18 protein-coding genes are annotated in these 17,121 nt (G+C 35.7%); 12 read left to right on the forward strand and 6 right to left on the reverse strand.

Annotated features, from left to right (window positions below):
* Positions 1–1,626, forward strand: a 1,626-nt coding sequence (locus tag M0Q17_RS07090) for an efflux RND transporter permease subunit (RefSeq protein ID WP_295085165.1), incomplete at its 5' end; no start/stop codon positions are given.
* 139 nt (positions 1,627–1,765) lie between these two features.
* Positions 1,766–3,028: an arsenic transporter gene (locus tag M0Q17_RS07095; protein WP_295085168.1), complete on the forward strand. Its 1,263-nt coding sequence runs from the start codon at positions 1,766–1,768 to the stop codon at positions 3,026–3,028.
* A 4-nt stretch (positions 3,029–3,032) separates the two neighbouring features.
* On the opposite strand, the gene M0Q17_RS07100 is transcribed toward M0Q17_RS07095, so the two are convergent.
* The 6 genes from M0Q17_RS07100 to M0Q17_RS07125 are packed head-to-tail and all read right to left on the reverse strand — an operon-like array spanning position 3,033 to position 9,366.
* Positions 3,033–3,755: a glucosaminidase domain-containing protein gene (locus tag M0Q17_RS07100; protein ID WP_295085171.1), complete on the reverse strand. Its 723-nt coding sequence runs from the start codon at positions 3,753–3,755 to the stop codon at positions 3,033–3,035.
* On the reverse strand, positions 3,752–5,002 hold the full coding sequence (locus M0Q17_RS07105; RefSeq protein ID WP_295085174.1) for a spore photoproduct lyase family protein: 1,251 nt from the start codon (positions 5,000–5,002) through the stop codon (positions 3,752–3,754). Before M0Q17_RS07105 ends, M0Q17_RS07100 begins: the two co-directional genes overlap by 4 nt.
* A complete protein-coding gene (locus M0Q17_RS07110; RefSeq protein ID WP_295085208.1) occupies positions 4,987–6,405 on the reverse strand; it encodes an ATP-binding protein in 1,419 nt (472 codons plus the stop codon). The genes M0Q17_RS07105 and M0Q17_RS07110 overlap by 16 nt, the downstream gene beginning before the upstream one ends.
* The gene (locus tag M0Q17_RS07115; RefSeq protein ID WP_295085177.1) at positions 6,392–7,066 is read right to left on the reverse strand and encodes a response regulator transcription factor; all 675 of its coding nucleotides are present in this window, start codon (positions 7,064–7,066) and stop codon (positions 6,392–6,394) included. Before M0Q17_RS07115 ends, M0Q17_RS07110 begins: the two co-directional genes overlap by 14 nt.
* A 10-nt stretch (positions 7,067–7,076) precedes the next feature.
* Positions 7,077–7,436 (reverse strand): diacylglycerol kinase, encoded by a 360-nt coding sequence (locus tag M0Q17_RS07120; protein WP_295085179.1) that lies wholly within the window; start codon positions 7,434–7,436, stop codon positions 7,077–7,079.
* A gap of 10 nt (positions 7,437–7,446) precedes the next feature.
* On the reverse strand, positions 7,447–9,366 hold the full coding sequence (locus tag M0Q17_RS07125; RefSeq protein WP_295085182.1) for an LTA synthase family protein: 1,920 nt from the start codon (positions 9,364–9,366) through the stop codon (positions 7,447–7,449).
* A gap of 182 nt (positions 9,367–9,548) precedes the next feature.
* On the opposite strand from M0Q17_RS07125, the gene M0Q17_RS07130 reads away from it, so the two are divergent.
* The 10 genes from M0Q17_RS07130 to M0Q17_RS07175 form a co-directional block, all read left to right on the forward strand.
* The gene (locus M0Q17_RS07130; RefSeq protein WP_295085185.1) at positions 9,549–11,474 is read left to right on the forward strand and encodes an LTA synthase family protein; all 1,926 of its coding nucleotides are present in this window, start codon (positions 9,549–9,551) and stop codon (positions 11,472–11,474) included.
* Positions 11,461–12,126, forward strand: coding sequence for a phosphatase PAP2 family protein (locus M0Q17_RS07135; protein WP_295085188.1), 666 nt, complete (start codon positions 11,461–11,463; stop codon positions 12,124–12,126). The genes M0Q17_RS07130 and M0Q17_RS07135 overlap by 14 nt, the downstream gene beginning before the upstream one ends.
* A 73-nt stretch (positions 12,127–12,199) precedes the next feature.
* Positions 12,200–12,544: a hypothetical protein gene (locus M0Q17_RS07140; RefSeq protein WP_295085191.1), complete on the forward strand. Its 345-nt coding sequence runs from the start codon at positions 12,200–12,202 to the stop codon at positions 12,542–12,544.
* 329 nt (positions 12,545–12,873) lie between these two features.
* On the forward strand, positions 12,874–12,987 hold the full coding sequence (gene rpmJ / locus M0Q17_RS07145; RefSeq protein ID WP_011371958.1) for a 50S ribosomal protein L36: 114 nt from the start codon (positions 12,874–12,876) through the stop codon (positions 12,985–12,987).
* A gap of 2 nt (positions 12,988–12,989) precedes the next feature.
* On the forward strand, positions 12,990–13,352 hold the full coding sequence (rpsM, locus tag M0Q17_RS07150) for a 30S ribosomal protein S13 (RefSeq protein ID WP_295085194.1): 363 nt from the start codon (positions 12,990–12,992) through the stop codon (positions 13,350–13,352).
* Positions 13,353–13,363: 11 nt separating this feature from the next.
* Entirely contained in the window at positions 13,364–13,756 is a 393-nt protein-coding gene (gene rpsK, locus M0Q17_RS07155) for a 30S ribosomal protein S11 (protein WP_295085197.1), read from the forward strand.
* Between the two features lie 11 nt (positions 13,757–13,767).
* Positions 13,768–14,394, forward strand: a complete 627-nt coding sequence (gene rpsD, locus M0Q17_RS07160) for a 30S ribosomal protein S4 (RefSeq protein ID WP_295085200.1) — start codon at positions 13,768–13,770, stop codon at positions 14,392–14,394.
* 28 nt (positions 14,395–14,422) lie between these two features.
* On the forward strand, positions 14,423–15,415 hold the full coding sequence (locus M0Q17_RS07165) for a DNA-directed RNA polymerase subunit alpha (protein WP_295085202.1): 993 nt from the start codon (positions 14,423–14,425) through the stop codon (positions 15,413–15,415).
* Between the two features lie 23 nt (positions 15,416–15,438).
* Positions 15,439–15,789, forward strand: coding sequence for a 50S ribosomal protein L17 (gene rplQ, locus M0Q17_RS07170; RefSeq protein WP_295085203.1), 351 nt, complete (start codon positions 15,439–15,441; stop codon positions 15,787–15,789).
* A gap of 191 nt (positions 15,790–15,980) precedes the next feature.
* Positions 15,981–17,121, forward strand: a 1,141-nt coding sequence (locus tag M0Q17_RS07175; RefSeq protein WP_295085206.1) for an aldo/keto reductase, incomplete at its 3' end; no start/stop codon positions are given.

The following is a 17,121-nucleotide window of genomic DNA, read 5'->3' on the forward strand; positions in this document are numbered from 1 at the left end:
AAAACAAAAGTAGAAAAAATGTTTGATAGTTTTTATAACAACACCATTGGAAGATTAGTGACACCTTATGTTGGGATCATAAAATTTTCTAACGGAAAGTTTAGAATTTTTCGCCGCATCTTACTTACAGTTGGCGTTATCTTGCTTCTTGGTATTAGTTTGAAAAATATTATGCCTACTATCGGTAAAGATGCTATGCCGCCTATGGATACTGGTATTATAAAAGCTCAAGTTGCTTTTAGTGCCAATGAAACTGTTGAGAGTGCAGAGGAAAAAATCAAACCGATTTTAAAGTGGTTACATGAGCAAAAATGGGTAAAAATGAGTTCAGTTGCCTTTGGTACAGAACCCGGTGTTTTATCTCTAGGAAGTGGAAATTTACCTGCTGAAGCTACTCTTACCATTAACTGCATCAATAGATTTGATAGAGAAGAGACAATCTGGGAGCTTGAAGATATTATTCGTGAGAAAATTTCTCATGTTGAGGGAGTTAAGAGAAATGATGTTTTTGACTTTGGAGCAACTGCACTCTCAAGCATAAAAGCAACTGTGGATGTGAGGCTATCCTCCGCGGTTGTAGAGGGACTAAGTGATAAATCGTATTTGGTCAAGCAGGCTCTTAGCGATGTTGCAGGACTTACCTCTGTAAGTACAAGTTGGGATAAAGACTTTATGGAAGTTGAGTTAAGCATAGATGAAAATAAGGCACTAAGTTATGGAATTACGCCATATCAAATTGCTATGCAACTTCCAATAAAAGGTGAAATAATCGGACTCAATGCAAATTTAGAATCTATGAATACCCAATTTGTAAGGCTCTACTTAAAGGGGAAATTTTCTCAAAATATTGAGACTTTAAGACTTCTTCCAATCGCAACACCGATGGGCGAAATACCACTTTCACACATTGCCTCACTCAATCGTCATCTTACCTTTGCAAAGATAGAAAGAGATAAGATGCTCTACTCTTTAGATGTAAATGGTTATCGTTCAAAACGTCCTGTTACCCACTTGACAGATGACACAATAGAAGCATTAAAGAGTGTAAAACTAAACGATGTTATAGTTGAGCAAACAGGAGATATAGCTCAATTGAACGATAGTTTCAAGCGTATGATAAAAGCCATTGGGCTTGGAGTTATAATTTTAACTATGGTTCTTATTGCGATATATCGTTCTGTTAGGATGGCATTGATTATGATATTAGTTTTACCTTTGTCATTAATCGGTGCAGCTTGGGGAATGTTGATTTTTGAGAAACCTAGTTGTATGCCAAGTTTGCTAGGTATTCTTCTACTCTTTGGAATCATAATAAAAAATGCAGTTCTTCTAATTGACTTTTATCAAAACAATCGTGAGAGTGGAGAGGGTGCTTTTGAGAGTGCAATAGAAGCAGTAAAAGTTCGTTTTCGTCCTGTTATGATGACTGCTTTTGCTACATCCGCAGGAATGATACCTATAGCCTTAGAGCAAGCCGTTGGGCTAGAGAGGCTTAGCCCTTTAGCAGATGTTGCAATCGGTGGAGTTATAGTTGGAACACTTCTTACACTAATCTATGTACCAATGTTTGCTTATATATTTGATAAAGATAAGAGTAGCGATAAAGCAGAAAAAGCACCGCTTTAATAAGGAAATAGTAATGGATAATGAAGCTTGTCACAGTTGTGCTATCAAGCACTTGAAGCTTTATATATAAATCAAGATATATTGATATTTGAATTTAATTCTGCTATAGTTTTATCTTTTAAGATAAGAGGAGTTACGCATGGCGTTGGCAATGTCCGTTTTTTTGGTTACTTTGTTCTTTATAATCTGGCAACCAAAAGGTCTTCAAATCGGCTCTTCTGCAATCATGGGAGCGATTGTTGCACTTGTAGTTGGGGTTGTAAGCTTTGCAGATGTGATAAGTGTAATAGAAATTGTCTGGGATGCAACGCTGGCTTTTATCGGGATAATTCTTCTTTCTATGATTTTGGATGAGATTGGTTTTTTTGAGTATGCAGCCATAAAGATGGCAAAACTTAGTGGCGGGAACGGACATAAGATGTTTGTATATATACTGCTTTTGGGTGCAATTGTTGCCGCATTTTTTGCAAATGACGGTGCGGCGCTTATTTTAACGCCGATACTCCTTGCTAAGATGAAGTATCTTAAGATGAAGCCGTTGGCGATATTTGCTTTTTTAATGGCAGGCGGTTTTATCGGCGATAGTGCATCAAACCCGCTTGTTATCTCAAACCTTACTAATATAGTTACAGCCGGTTATTTTGATATTGGTTTTGTCGAGTATGCAAAAAATATGTTTTTACCGAATTTGCTTAGCATCATCGCTTCCATTGCGGTTTTGTGGATCTATTTTCGTAAAGATATCCCTTTTACGATTGATGTATCAAAACTTCCAGAAGCTTCATCTGTGATAAAAAACAGGATTATGTTTATGTTTAGCTGGTTTTTTCTCACATTTTTAATGGCAGGCTACTTCATGGGCGATTACTACAATCTCCCTGTCTCTCTTTTTGCACTCGGAGGCGCTCTGGTTCTTTTGGTAATTGCAAATTATTACAAAGCACTAAAACCTATGGCGACTATAAAAGCCGCACCTTGGCAGGTTGTATGGTTTAGCATCGGTCTGTATGTTGTAGTTTATGGCCTGAAAAATGAGGGTTTGACGGATGTTATCGCTTCTTGGATTAGGGAGTTAAATATGCATGGAGATGCTATTGCTATTATCGGAACCGGATTTCTCTCGGCAATTGTAAGCTCTGTTATGAACAACATGCCGACAATTATGATTATGGATATAGCTATTGATCAAGTTGGTTACGTTGGAAATGAGGCGCTTGTTTATGCAAACATTTTAGGTTCAAATCTTGGTCCAAAAATGACTCCTATCGGTTCCTTGGCTACTCTTTTATGGCTGCATGTGTTAGCTAAGAAGGGAGTGAAAATAGGGTGGGGCGAGTATATGAAAGTCGGACTCATCATAACGCCGCCGGTGCTTCTTATTGCACTTCTTGGTTTGATATAAAGGGTTATTTGTCGTATAGGTAGAGTTTATTGTATCTGATTATTTTAGTTAAATCATCAGCATATTTATCGCCGATTTCAGAGTAGTTCTCTAGTTTCTCTACTAGCAGATACGGATTATCAGTCTGCATCTTAAGCTCTCTAAAGTCTTTGTAGGCTTTGGAGCGGGCAAGTGTTTTGTAGTAGTCTCTAATGGAGTCTTCAATACTTGGGTATCTTTTAAGCCAAACTACTCTTTCGCCTCTTTGTTTTGATGCTGATATTCGTGGCTTATTTTTGTTTACAGACCAGATGCCGTATAGATTGTTTGCCTCTTTGAAAAACCTAGATTTTGCCCAGGCACTCTCCATAGCAGCCTGAGCAATAGCTATGCTTTTTGGGTGAGGTTTCAGAGCCATTAGCAGCTCCTCGTCACTCTCTGCCGAATATGCCTCTTTTAGCTCTAAAATTTTATCTCTGTATAGAATATTTGTAAGATTTTGCGAAATTTCATTGTACTGATCTTCAAGTTCATCATGAACTCTGTCTATCGCGGGTATCACTAAGGTGCTAAAATTTTTTTTGTTCTGATTTGCCAATAACATTTTGTTTGTAGGTTTTTTTTTGGTTTCTTGAATATTCGATATATTTGATGGTTGCTCCCTCTCTACTAAAAAAGTATCATATATAGCAAAGATGATAAGAGCTGCCAAATAGATAAACAGCAGATACTTTGATAAAAATTTCAAATCAAAAACTCCATCTCTAATTTTTTTGCATACGAGCCAAGCATCGCTCTCTCAAAGTCGTTGTTTGTAGAGTATTGGTAGCCAAAAGTCTGGCTCCACATGCTATGCTCTTCCATGCATAGATAAAAGAAAACATCCTTGTGCCAAGGGGCAAAACTTCCATAAGCATGTCTGAACATCTCTACTTTGGTTGCAAGCGGATATGAGTTTTTTCCACTTGCATCTTCAAATGGCATCTGAGTTATTTTACTTCTAAATTCCCGCTCTCTTAACTGCTTGATAACAGGTTTTATAAATGTCAGCGTTCCAAAGCTAACAAGTGCAACCTCGTTCGCCTTAAACTCTTTTATCAGCTGAGAATAAACCTCGCCATACTCATTTAAATAATCCTCATACTCAACAATTGGGTGAAAATGAAAACCAATCTTCACTCCCTTGTCTGCTACTCTTCTCGCAGCGTTAATTCTTTTGTCTAGGGAAGCTGTTAAATGCTCCTCATTTTCTATAATAGTAGGCGTGTTAAGTGACCAAGTACAAAGTATGTTTTTAGGTACATCGTTTTCTAGGAAGTAGTTAATATTATCAGACTTTGTTTTAAATTCTAGTATTACGTTTGGATTCTCATGTGCAAAAAGAAATAGCGCATCTAAAATGCCCTCTCTGTTTCCCCACATAAGAGAGTCGGAAGCCTGACCTGTTCCGATATGGTAAGTTCTATTTTTTTCAAGTTTTAAATTCTTTAGTTTTGCTCCAAAACCGCTGTCAAATGTTATAGTGTTTTGATTGTAAAATGATTGTATTGAGCAGTATGAGCAGTCAAAGCCGCAGCTCTCAACAGCATCAAGTGTGAGGAGGTTGCAGCACCTAGTCTTCTGTGATGCAACAGGACAAAGTCCCAGACCAAAACCCTCTTTTTCCTGAGTCTTAAAGTTGAATTTTTGCTCATCTCTTATATTTTTGAGTTCAAATTCTTTATAGGAGTTGGGCTTTTTTCTGATATCTTCATATGCTTTTATGAGCCTTGAGAAAACAACTTTTTTTTGAGGATGAGTTGGAAAAATATCTATAATTCTTTTTTCATCCCACATCTGCAAATCCCTGCTAATCTCTACTAGGCGTTTGATTTGTGAGAACGAGAAGTTCAACTCTAAAGATTTTATTTTTATAAACTCTCGCTCATCTGCGCAAAGTTTGTAAAAAGTGCTATTTTCAATTGCGCTGTTAAATTTGTCTATATATGAATCCATTTTGTAATTTTATCTAATTTTGGTATTTTTATAATAACGGTTGTCCCTATATTTAAAATAGTCTTAATTTCTATATCATAATGATGGATATCTAAAATCATCTTTACTATAGAGAGACCCAGACCTGTTCCCCCGTCTTTCCTTGAGCGGGCTTTGTCTGCTCTGTAAAATCTCTCAAATATATGCTCCAAATCCTCATTTGCTATTCCCTGCCCGTTATCTTCTATTATGAGTAGGTACTCTTTGCTGTTTTCATCTAAAGATATGTTTATAAAAGAGTTACTGTTGCTGTAGAGTATAGCGTTTCTGATAATATTGCTTATCGCAATTTTTAAGAGTGTTTCGTTTGCATAAATCGTTATAGGAATAATTTTTTTTATCTCTATATGTATATCTTTACTTAGAGCAAATTTTTCTAGCTGCGAAATCGTGTCCGTTAAAACTTCATCCAGATATAGCTCGCCGAACTCGTTAGCAAGCTCGGTCATATCTTTTTTAGCAAGAAAAAATAGCTGCTCAATCATTTTTTGAATACTTATGCTCTCTTGTAAAATATCTTCTAAAACTTCTTTGTACTCCACAGGTTCTCTATCTTGCTTTAGTGCCACTTCTATCTCTCCGCGTATAACTGTTAGCGGTGTTTTTAGCTCATGTGAAGCGTTGTTGCTAAAGTCGGTTATCTTATTAAACGACTCCTCAAGATTGTTTAAAAGTTGGTTGAAAGTTGCTACTAAATCCTTGATTTCACTCGGAATCCCCTTTGTGCTTACTCGGCTAGAGAGGTTGTTTGCTGAGATTGATTTGACAGAAGAGATAACTTCCTTTACCGGCGAGAGTGTTCTGTTTATCAAGATGCCTGCGATGATTAAAAACACAACCAAAAGAATCGGTGTTGCGATTATTAGCCCAAGAAAAAGTTGCTTTAAGTATAGGGAGTCCATGTTTTTTTGCAGAGCAAGTTGAATAAAAACTTTAGTATCTGTTTCGTCAAAAATTAACATAGAGCTAACTCGATAGTTCTCTTTGTTAAAATAATATATGCTGCCTAGATGCCCGATTTCGTTTAGAGGTACATCAAAGAGCCATTCATGCTCTTTAGAGGAGAGTGTTTCATGCTCTATCTTTTTGCTCTTTTTATCGTAGTAGATGATTTTTACAAAGAGTGGTTCAATCAAAAACTCGTCTATCAGCTCATCTGCTACATCTTTTGCATTTTCACAATCCCCTCTTTTAAAGTCCGGTATGACATCTATGGATATCATTTTAAGTTCTGTATCGGTTGTGTTTAAAACCCCTTTTTTTGCAGTGCTATAGATAAAGGAGCCATAAATAGTTAAAATTACTACATTTATGATAAAAAAGGAAAAGAGCAGTCTTAATTTTAAACTCTTAAGCATTTTCATCACTGAGTATGTAGCCTAAGCCGCGAACGGTGTGTATAAGTTTCAAGTTGTAATCTTTATCTATTTTGTTACGCAGTCTATAGATGTAAACATTTATTATATTGCTCATACTCTCTTGCGTCATGTCGCTTAAGTTCTCTTTTATAATAGTCTCTGTTAGTAATTTTTTGCTGTTTCTTGCTAAAAATTCAAGCAAGGCGTACTCTTTGGCGGTAAGATTTATTTTTTTATTAGCTCGTTTAACCTCACGTCTTGCCGTATCTATCGTTAAATCAGCTATAGTTATTGTACTTGAAGTGGTTGATGCGCTTCTTAATTTAACACGGATTCTAGCAAGTAGTTCTTCAAATGCAAAAGGTTTTGTGAGGTAGTCATTGGCGCCGCTATCAAGACCTTTGACTTTGTCTTTTAACGTATCTCTAGCAGTAAGCATAATAATGGGAACTGTTATATTTTTTGCTCTGATATTTTTGCAAACATCCATTCCGCCAAGCCCTTGAATCATCAAATCGAGCAGAACAATATCATAATGATTCATTTCAATCATATATATGGCTTCATACCCATTCTCTGTAACATCTACGCTGTAGGACTCTTCTTGCAGACCTTTTTTTATGAAGGAGGCTATTTTTTCATCATCTTCTACAACTAGAATACGCATAACCTTGCCTTTATAAAAGTTCTTTTAAGAGCATAGCCCAGGTCACTATAAATAGTACAATACTTAAGAAGACTATAGTGCTTCCGACATCTTTTGCGCGACCCGCCATTTTATTATAATCAAGGGTTACCAAGTCAACAACCCTCTCTATAGAACTGTTGATAGCCTCGGCTATCAACAACCCCATCAAAGAGGTAAACATCAATAATTTTTGAATCAGACCTAAATCTATAAAGATAATTACCGGTATTAAAATAACAGCTATTAAGAGTTCTAATTTGAAAGAGGTTTCGTTTTGAACCAAATCTTTTAGCCCACTTAGGGCATAGCCTGTATTTTTAAAAAAGTTATACTTTGGTTGGTTTCTCAACTTTTCTCCTCTATCTATATAATTTCTTGTTGTACATGTGATCCAATGTTATGACAAAGGCTAATGCATCTTGTTGCAACTCTTCATCATTCTCAATAGGAGTCAGATGATTTTTTGTATCCAAATATGTCTCTGGATCCTTATATGAAAAGGTAAGTGGTTTTTGACCTGGTCTTATAATCGCTACTTTATCATCTACTCTTAGTGCGTATGAAGAGTGAAACTGCATCAGTGAGATGTTTTGCTTTTTATCGCTAAATATAGAGTGACCCATGATAGGATATTTTAAATCAAGACCTATTAAATCAAGTGCCGTTGCCAATACATCAGGCTGAGAAGCAATTTTATCATAAATCATAGGTTTAATTCCATCTCCTACTATAATAGCGGGAATATGAAACATATCTACCGGTACCATATCGTCTCCATAGACTCTTACGTTATGATCGGCTATTACTACAAAGATGGTATCTTTATAGTAAGGCTCTTTTTTGGCAAGCTCAAACAGACGACCAATCGCATGGTCGGCATATTTTATAGCATTTTTAACACTGTTTGGCGGGACATCTTTTAGAAGTTCAATCTTCTCACATGGGAACTCAAAGGGTGAATGATTTGATTGTGAAAACATGACTGTTGCAAATTTTTGATTTTTTGCATACATATTTTTAAACTCCTCATTTGCCTTAACCACCAGATCTTCATCGCAAACTCCCCATGGAGCAACAAATGTAGGGTTCTCAAATTGGGGTTGATCTATAATCTCATTAAACCCGTTTCCGGAGTACCAACTTCTCATGTTGTCAAATCTGCTCTCTCCTCCATATATGAAGGAGGTGTGATATCCAAATGGCTTAAGAGCCGAGGCAACAGTAAAAAAGTTACTTTGAGATTTGTTTCTCTTTAGTACGCCGACTCCGGGAACAGCCAAATTTCCTGCACTAACAGCTGCCAGTCCTCTAACGCTTCTCGTCCCGTTTGAGTATAAATCTTTAAAAAGTATCGCTTCCTTGCTTAATCTGTTGAAGTTTGGAGTTATCCCATCTTCGCCTCCTACAGCACTCACAAACTGATAACCCAAACTCTCTTGCACAAAGATAACTAGATTTTTAGATTTATCACTTTTAAAGTGACTTTTTTCGACTCTTGAGAAAATGGATTCTTTATCGTCTGATTCAATATTTAGTCTTTTTTTAACTCTCTGCAGGGCTTCGTTTGTATCCATTTTCCCATACTGTTTTACTTCCCCTCCTTCATGTACAAGATTGCTGTAAATAGCATAGCCTATACTATGAAGCGAGTTTTTAGTTATTTCGTTTATCATCCTATTTGTACTGTACATAGCATCTGATATATTAGCCGGCCTATGCCCAAAAGATGAACGAACTCCGATAAATAGAAGCAGCAATATAGGTAAAAACATAGCGACTCTTTTTATATAGAGAGTATCAAATATCTTTAAAAAATCATCTTTTGCAAATTTTAAATAAAAATATATAAATGCCCCAATCATGCCAAACGCAATAAAAAGTTCTACTTTATAATCTGCAAATATCATGGCAAAGACTTCACGCGGATATATAAGATACTCGACAAAAAGATAGTTTGGACGCACATCGTATTGCGCCACAAACGAAAAAGTTGCATTCTCTATATAAATAACGAGTGAAAATATCGCTAAAAAGTAGTATTTTAAAAAAATGTTTGTAAATTTTTTAAACCTTGCAGGAGTAAAAGAGAGAAATATCAGAGGGATAACTAGTAAAATAGAAGCAGCAATAGTATCCATTCTCAAGCCGTAGATAAATGTCAACCAATAGTCAACACCGCTGTTTTTAAAGTTATCGAAATAAATAGTAAATAAAAGTAACCTGCCTATAAAAAATATGGATATTAGGAGCAAGAAGTATTTAAGTAATTTTTTTGCCATGCTTATTTTCGCCTTTTATGTTTATACGTTTTGAAGTTAAAAAAATATAGTTTTTTAATTAAATCAATATGAATACATTATGAATTTTTATTCATCTTCAGAATGAAAAAAGATTCATCTATATTTCATCTATTTTTTATTTACGTTCCTTAATATACCACAATTAATTATAAGGATATTTTATGCATGATAGTATGCCCAAAAGATGTAGCTATATAACTTTAATTTTTTGGTTGTTTTTAGGTATTTCTGCCATTACCAGGACGGCTCTTCTCATCAAATCCGTAAATATGCTAGATCTCTCTTTAATAGAGATTTTAAAGATATATCTAATAGGAGCGTTTTATGATTTTGTGAGCGTTAGTTATCTAGTAGTGCCGTTTGTCATTTACCTCATTTTTTTACCAAAAAGATTTTTTAATCACGCGCTTAATCGCTATATAACTTATATTTTTACTTTTATAATTATTTTTGGGGCGGTATTTTTGGTATTTAGCGAATGGTTTTTTTGGGATGAGTTTAGTGTTAGATTCAACTTTATTGCCGTTGATTATCTTGTTTATACAAAAGAGGTAATAGGAAACATAAGAGAATCATACCCGATGGGCATTTTGATTACAATTATCTCACTTATAGCCGCATTTATTTTTTATATTATCTATAAAACACAATATATTGAAAACTTTTTACAAAGCCAAAGCAGCCTTAAAGATAGATTTAAACCAGCACTCATCTATCTTATAATACCCGTAATATCTTTTGCGGGAGTAACTCAGGAGTTTGCAAAGATATCAACAAATCAATACAGCAATGAACTTTCTAAATCCGGGCTATACTCCCTTTTTGCCGCTTTTAGAAACAATACTCTTGATTATGATAAGTTTTATATAACGGATAAAGATGAGAGTGTAATGACAAACCTCAAAAAAGTGATAGATGCTAACAGTTCTGCTTTTTTAAATTCAAATGATGTAACAAGAGCGATAGTAAATCCCGGAATAGAGAAAGATTACAATATAGTTATGATTGTAGTAGAGAGTTTAAGCGGTAAATTTCTTGAATCTTTGGGAGGAGAAAAAGGATTAACTCCAAATCTTGACTCTTTAGCTCAAAAAAGTCTGTTTTTTACCAACTTTTATGCAACGGGCACGAGGACGGTTCGGGGAATGGAGGCGATAACTTTATCTCTGCCGCCTACGCCCGGACGCTCAATAGTCAAAAGACCTGATAATCATAACATGTACTCAAGTGGATTTATCTTCAAAAACAGAGGGTATGAGACTAAATTCATATACGGCGGACACGGCTACTTTGACAATATGAACGAGTTTTTTTCAACGAACGGATTTAGTGTCGTAGACAGGAGTGATTTTAGTAAGGAAGAGGATACTTATCATACGATTTGGGGAGTTTGTGACGAGGATTTGCTAAACAAGAGCCTAAGTGAGGCTGATCTCTCTTACAGAGCGCATAAACCTTTTATGAGTTTTATAATGACTACCTCAAATCATAGACCTTATGATTATCCGGATGGGCGTATAGATATACCTTCACATACAGGAAGAGACGGAGCCGTTAAATATACTGATTATGCTATAGGAGAGTTTATAAAAAAAGCCAAAGAGAAACCATGGTTTAAAAACACTATTTTTGTAATCGTGGCAGATCACTGTTCAACAAGTGCAGGCAAAACAGAAATCCCTCTTGATAAGTATCATATTCCGATGATTGTCTATGCTCCTGAGATACTAAAACCTCAAGTAGTTAGCAAAATCTCAAGCCAAATAGACATTATGCCAACTCTTTTTGGTATGTTAAATTGGTCATACAAAAGCAAGTTTTACGGTAATGATATTTTAAGTGCTTCCTTTAAGGAGCGTGCACTGATGGGTACTTACCAAAAACTTGGGCTTTATAGAGAGAATAAACTTGTTGTTTTGTCTCCTACAAAAAAAATTAAAAGCTATGAAGTAGTTGAACAAGATATCTATGATACAAAGTATAAAGAGATAAATATAGAGAAGTATTTAGAAACAGAGGCTGTAAGTTATTATCAAGGAGCAAGCACTCTTCATAAAAAGGGTTTAGATAGATATGAGAGCCAATAGGCAAATTATAGCTACGCTGTTTTGCCTTGTAAGTCTTTTTTTTCTTTTTGAGTTTACAAATATTGATATTTTTGTGCAAAATTATTTTTATGATGCTACAACACAAAAGTGGCTATTGTCGCATCAAAGAGGAAGTTGGCTAGATATACTTTTTTATACAGGCATTAAAAAAGCAATTATAGTTTTTGGAGTTTTAATTCTTTTTTTATATCTCTACTCTTTTAAAAATTCGGCAAAGATTTTAAAAGAGTATCAAAGAAGACTGCTGATAGTCCTGCTAAGTCTTATAATAATCCCAATTTTTGTCGGGCTTTTAAAAGCATACTCAAATGTACCGTGCCCATGTGATTTTACATATTTTGGAGGAGATTATCCTTACATTAGAGTTGTTGATAGTATGCCGCAAGGTATTTTTAAAAAATTCAAATGTTTTCCCGCCGGTCATGCAAGCGGAGGTTTTGCTCTTATGTCGCTGTTTTTTTTATTTAAGGAGCGAAAAAACAGGTTTATTGCCCTTAGCAGCGCAATTATAATCGGTTCAAGTATGGGAGTTTATAAGATGCTAATTGGGCATCATTACTTAAGCCACACCATAATTACAATGATTTTAGCATGGTTTTTAATTTTGGTAATTTATAAAATCGTAAAATAAATATTGCATTTTGAAATATTATTTCGCAACAAACATTTTTTTCACTACCATAGTAGCTAAAAAAAGGCATAGGATGATTTTAGGAAAATGCCCATACTGTAGTGACGGAAACGTTGAGGTAAGAGACAAAGAGGTAAGCGGTAAAAAAGTTAAACTTTATGCTTGTTCAAATGCGCATTGGAAAACAGAAGATGGGGAACTCTTTGAGCTAAGAGATGATGCTTCATGTGAGTTTAGGATTTGGCAGAACGCTCTTGGCAAATATGGAAAATGGCTTACATATAAAGAGGTTAGAGAGCTTTTGGAAAATGAAACGATTGAAGTGGAACTTCTTAGCAAAAAATATGGCAAAAAAATCTACTACAATAAGCAGATAATTATAAATCCAGAGTATGGGGTTAGTGTTTTATGGGATTAGTTTGTAGGAAAAAAGAGTAAAAGTAGATAAGCTTATATAAAACATAATGCTTTAATAAATCTTTTACATTTATTTGTGTATAATCCTCCTCCGCTTTGCTGTTTTGACATAAGCTAGAGTATTTTTACCTATATAGTGATATATAGATAAAAGTATTGGCATGCAAACAGAGATGCTTGCCTAAATGCAGCAAAGATTGGCATAAAGACAAATAGTGAAGCTTATAAGAGGCTTGTCCCTCTCGCCGTTGGCGTAGCTTTAGTGAATGAACGAAAAGTCGAAAATCAGCTTCGGTTTTTTGTGAGATAAATATAGCATAAGGACTTTCGATGAAAGTAAGAGCTTCAGTTAAGAAGATGTGTGATGATTGTAAAGTTGTCAAAAGAAAAGGCATTGTAAGAGTAATCTGCAAAGTTAAAAAACATAAACAGAGACAAGGATAACCATGGCTCGTATATCAGGTGTTGATTTACCAAAGAAAAAAAGAATAGAGTATGGTCTAACATACGTCTATGGGATTGGTCTTCAGGCTTCTCGCAAGATTTTAGATGCGACTGGCATAGACTATAACAAAAGAGTTTACGAACTAAGCGAAGATGATGTTGCAGCGATTACAAAAGAGATTCGTGCAAATCATGTTGTTGAAGGTGATCTTCGTAAACAAGTTGCAATGGACATTAAAGCACTTATGGATTTAGGTTCATATAGAGGTCTTCGTCACCGTCGTGGTCTTCCATGCCGTGGTCAAAAAACTAAGACAAATGCGCGTACTCGTAAGGGTAAACGTAAAACTGTCGGCGCAGCGTAAGGGATTAACAGATGGCAAAAAGAAAAGCTGTTAGAAAAAAAGTAGTAAAGAAAAATATTGCACGTGGTATATGTCATATCTCTGCATCATTTAACAATACGCTTGTAACTATTACAGACGAGATGGGTAACATGATCGCTTGGAGTTCTGCTGGTAGCCTTGGTTTTAAAGGTAGCAAAAAATCTACTCCGTTTGCAGCTCAAGCAGCTGTAGAAGATGCAGTAGCAAAAGCTCAAGTGCATGGTGTGAAAGAACTTGGTATTAAAGTTCAAGGTCCTGGTTCAGGAAGAGAAACTGCAACTAAAGCAGTAGGTTCTATTGAGGGTATCCGCGTAACATTTATGAAAGATGTTACTCCACTACCACACAATGGTTGTCGCGCGCCTAAGCGCCGTAGAGTTTAAGGAGATTACTGATGGCAAGATATAGAGGTCCAGTAGAAAAAATCGAAAGAAGATTTGGAGTTAGCCTTAACCTAAAAGGAGAGCGTCGTTTAGCAGGTAAATCTGCATTAGAGAAGCGTCCGTATGCTCCGGGTCAACATGGTCAGCGTCGTAAGAAAGTATCCGAATATGGTTTACAATTAAATGAGAAGCAAAAAGCAAAATTCATGTATGGTGTATCTGAGAAGCAGTTCCGCGCACTATTCGTTGAAGCTAAAAGAAGAGAGGGTAATACAGGTACAAACCTTGTTACTTTAATTGAGCAAAGATTAGATAACGTAGTTTATCGTATGGGTTTTGCAACAACTCGTCGTTTTGCACGCCAATTAGTTACTCATGGTCATCTTTTAGTAGACGGTGCGAAATTAGATATTCCTTCTTACCGTGTTAAGCCTGGTCAAAAAATAGAGATTCGCGAAAGCAGCAAGAACAATGCTCAGATTAATCGTGCTATAGAGCTTACAAACCAAACTGGTTTAGCTCCATGGGTTGATATTGATGCTGATAAAAAATTCGGTATCTTTACTCGTTTACCAGAGCGTGAAGAAGTTGTTATCCCTGTAGAAGAGCGTTTAATCGTTGAGCTTTACTCGAAATAATAGTTAAAATATAAAAGGCGTAAGAGACATGAAAAAGATTAAAACTACTCCACTTGCTCCTCAAGAGTTTGAGGTAGAGCAGATTAGTGAGAATGAAGCTAATATAATGGCATATCCTTTTGAAACTGGATATGCTATCTCTTTAGCTCATCCACTTCGCCGTTTTTTGTTAAGTAGCTCGGTCGGTTATGCGCCAATAGCTATTAAAATTGAAGGCGCTAAGCATGAGTTTGACTCAGTGCGTGGTATGCTTGAAGATATTTCAGATTTTATTTTAAATCTAAAAGAGATTCGATTTAAATTGCTTGAGGGCGCTACAGAAGCAGAAGTTAATTACAGCTTTACGGGTCCTTGTACTATTAAAGGCGGCGACCTTACAAATAGCGAAGTGGAAGTGGTAACATCGGATACTCATTTGGCTACGTTAAATGAGGACTCTGTGCTTAACTTTAAAATTAGAATCGCGCAAGGTATCGGTTATGTTGCTAGTGAGGATACTCATAATGGTCTTGAAGAGGGATATATAGCATTAGATGCTTATTTTACTCCTGTTCGAAGTGCAACATATAAAATCGAAAACGTACTAGTAGAGGACAATCCTAACTTTGAGAGAGTAATTATAAATATAAGAACTGATGGACAAATTTCTCCATTGGATGCATTTAGAAACTCTCTTGAAGTTATGTATGCTCAATTAGCTGTGTTTAACAGTGAAATAAGTGTTAAGTCTCCAATTACAATCGAGAGATCTGAAGAGAGTCCCGACCTTAAAAAACTAGCTATGCATATCGATAATTTAGGTTTGAGTGCTAGAAGTTTTAACTGTCTTGACCGTTCGAGTATAAAACTTATAGGTGAAATAGCATTAATGAGCACAAATGATCTCAAAAACGTTAAAAATCTAGGTAAAAAGTCATATGACGAGATTGTTGAAAAACTTCAAGAGTTTGGATATGAAGTTGGCGGCGATCTTGCAGATGAGATTATTAGTGGACTAAAAAAGAAAATAGAAGCTTTATAAGCTTGTAAAAAGAGGAATTATAGATGAGACATCGTCATGGATACCGTAAACTAGGTCGTACAAGTGCACACCGTGCTGCTTTACTTAAAAACCTTAGTATTTCGTTAATTGAACATGGTAAAATTGAGACTACTGTCATGAAAGCAAAGGAACTACGTTCTTATGTTGAAAAGCTTATTACAATCGCTGGTAGTGGTGATAGTAATGCTCACAAGGCAGTATTTGCGGCGCTTCAAAGTAAAGAAGCAACTAAAACTTTAGTAAATGAGATAGCACCTAAGTATGTTGATCGCCCGGGTGGTTATACTAGAATTATTAGAACTCGTATTCGTCGTGGTGATGCTACTACTATGGCATTTATCGAGCTTGTATAATTAGCACACAAGAGGAGCAAGACTAAAGAACTGTTTTTGTTACACAAAAATGTTTCTTTATAAACTCCTTTTTCGATGCTGAGTTAAACTCAGCATCAAGCCCACGCACAAAAAAGCCATGCTTTTAAAACTTTTCATTTACTTAATGAAACTTCCCAATTCCAAAATACTTTAACAAAAAGTGAGACATTATGAGTAATTTCGCATTTGGAACTTATAGAATTAGTGATATAAATCCCCAGCATATTGAAGCTTTAAAAGAAGCGATAGAATCCGGTATAACCATGATAGATACATCTTCAAACTATATGGATGGCGGAGCTGAAAGAGCCATAGCTCTAGCTTTTAGAGCGTTTAGTGAAGATAAAAAAGATGAAGTTGAGATAGTAAGCAAATTTGGATATCTTCAAGGAACAAACTTACTCAAGTATAAAGAAGATGCTTCAATAATTCAAAATGAAGAAGAAGTAGTAAAATATAGCGATGATTGCTACCACTCTATAGCAAAATCTTTTATGCATGAGCAGTTAAGTGCTTCTTTAAAAAGACTGGAGATGCAGAGGCTTGAGTGCTATCTCATTCATAATCCAGAGTATTATCTTTTAGATGCAATCAACAGAGGCATTTCAAAAGATGAGCGGCTTGATGAGATGTACAGAAGACTACAAGAGGCTTTTGTAGGACTTGAAGAGGAAGTTAAAAACGGTAGAATCGGTTCTTACGGGATAAGCTCAAATAGTTTCTCCCTGTCGCACTCCAGTGAGGAGTTTTTGCCTTATGAAGATTTGCTAACGCTTGCTTATAATGCTGCCATGATAGCAGGAAATAAAAATCACAGTTTTACAACTATAGAGCTTCCCATCAATATTTTGGAAAAAGATGGACTCAAATGCGCTTCATGGGCAAAAGATAACGAGCTAAGAGTGTTGGCAAACAGACCGCTTAATGCCAAATATAATGATATGATGTACCGTTTGGCAGATTATGATGAGAGCAGGGATTACTATAACTACTTTAATGAGCTGATGGAAGTCTGCGATAACGAAGCCTTAAGACCTCTTTATAATCTTTTGCAACAGCTAGATGCGAGTAGGCATAAATTTGGATGGATTGGTGACTATGATGTTTTTTTATATACTCAAATAATACCTCATATGAGAAAAACTCTGCAAAAAGTAGATGAACAGAGTAGCCAGACAATGCTTAACTTTATTGATCTTTTTCTTACAGAGTATAGAAAAATGGTAGCACATGAGTGTTCAAAAAGAACTAGAGTGGAGTTAAAAGAGTTTTTTAAAGAGTGTAACGCTTCCATGCAAGAGTGTGGGCTAC

It is taken from the genome of Sulfurimonas sp. (assembly GCF_023229105.1).
Taxonomy (GTDB): domain Bacteria; phylum Campylobacterota; class Campylobacteria; order Campylobacterales; family Sulfurimonadaceae; genus Sulfurimonas.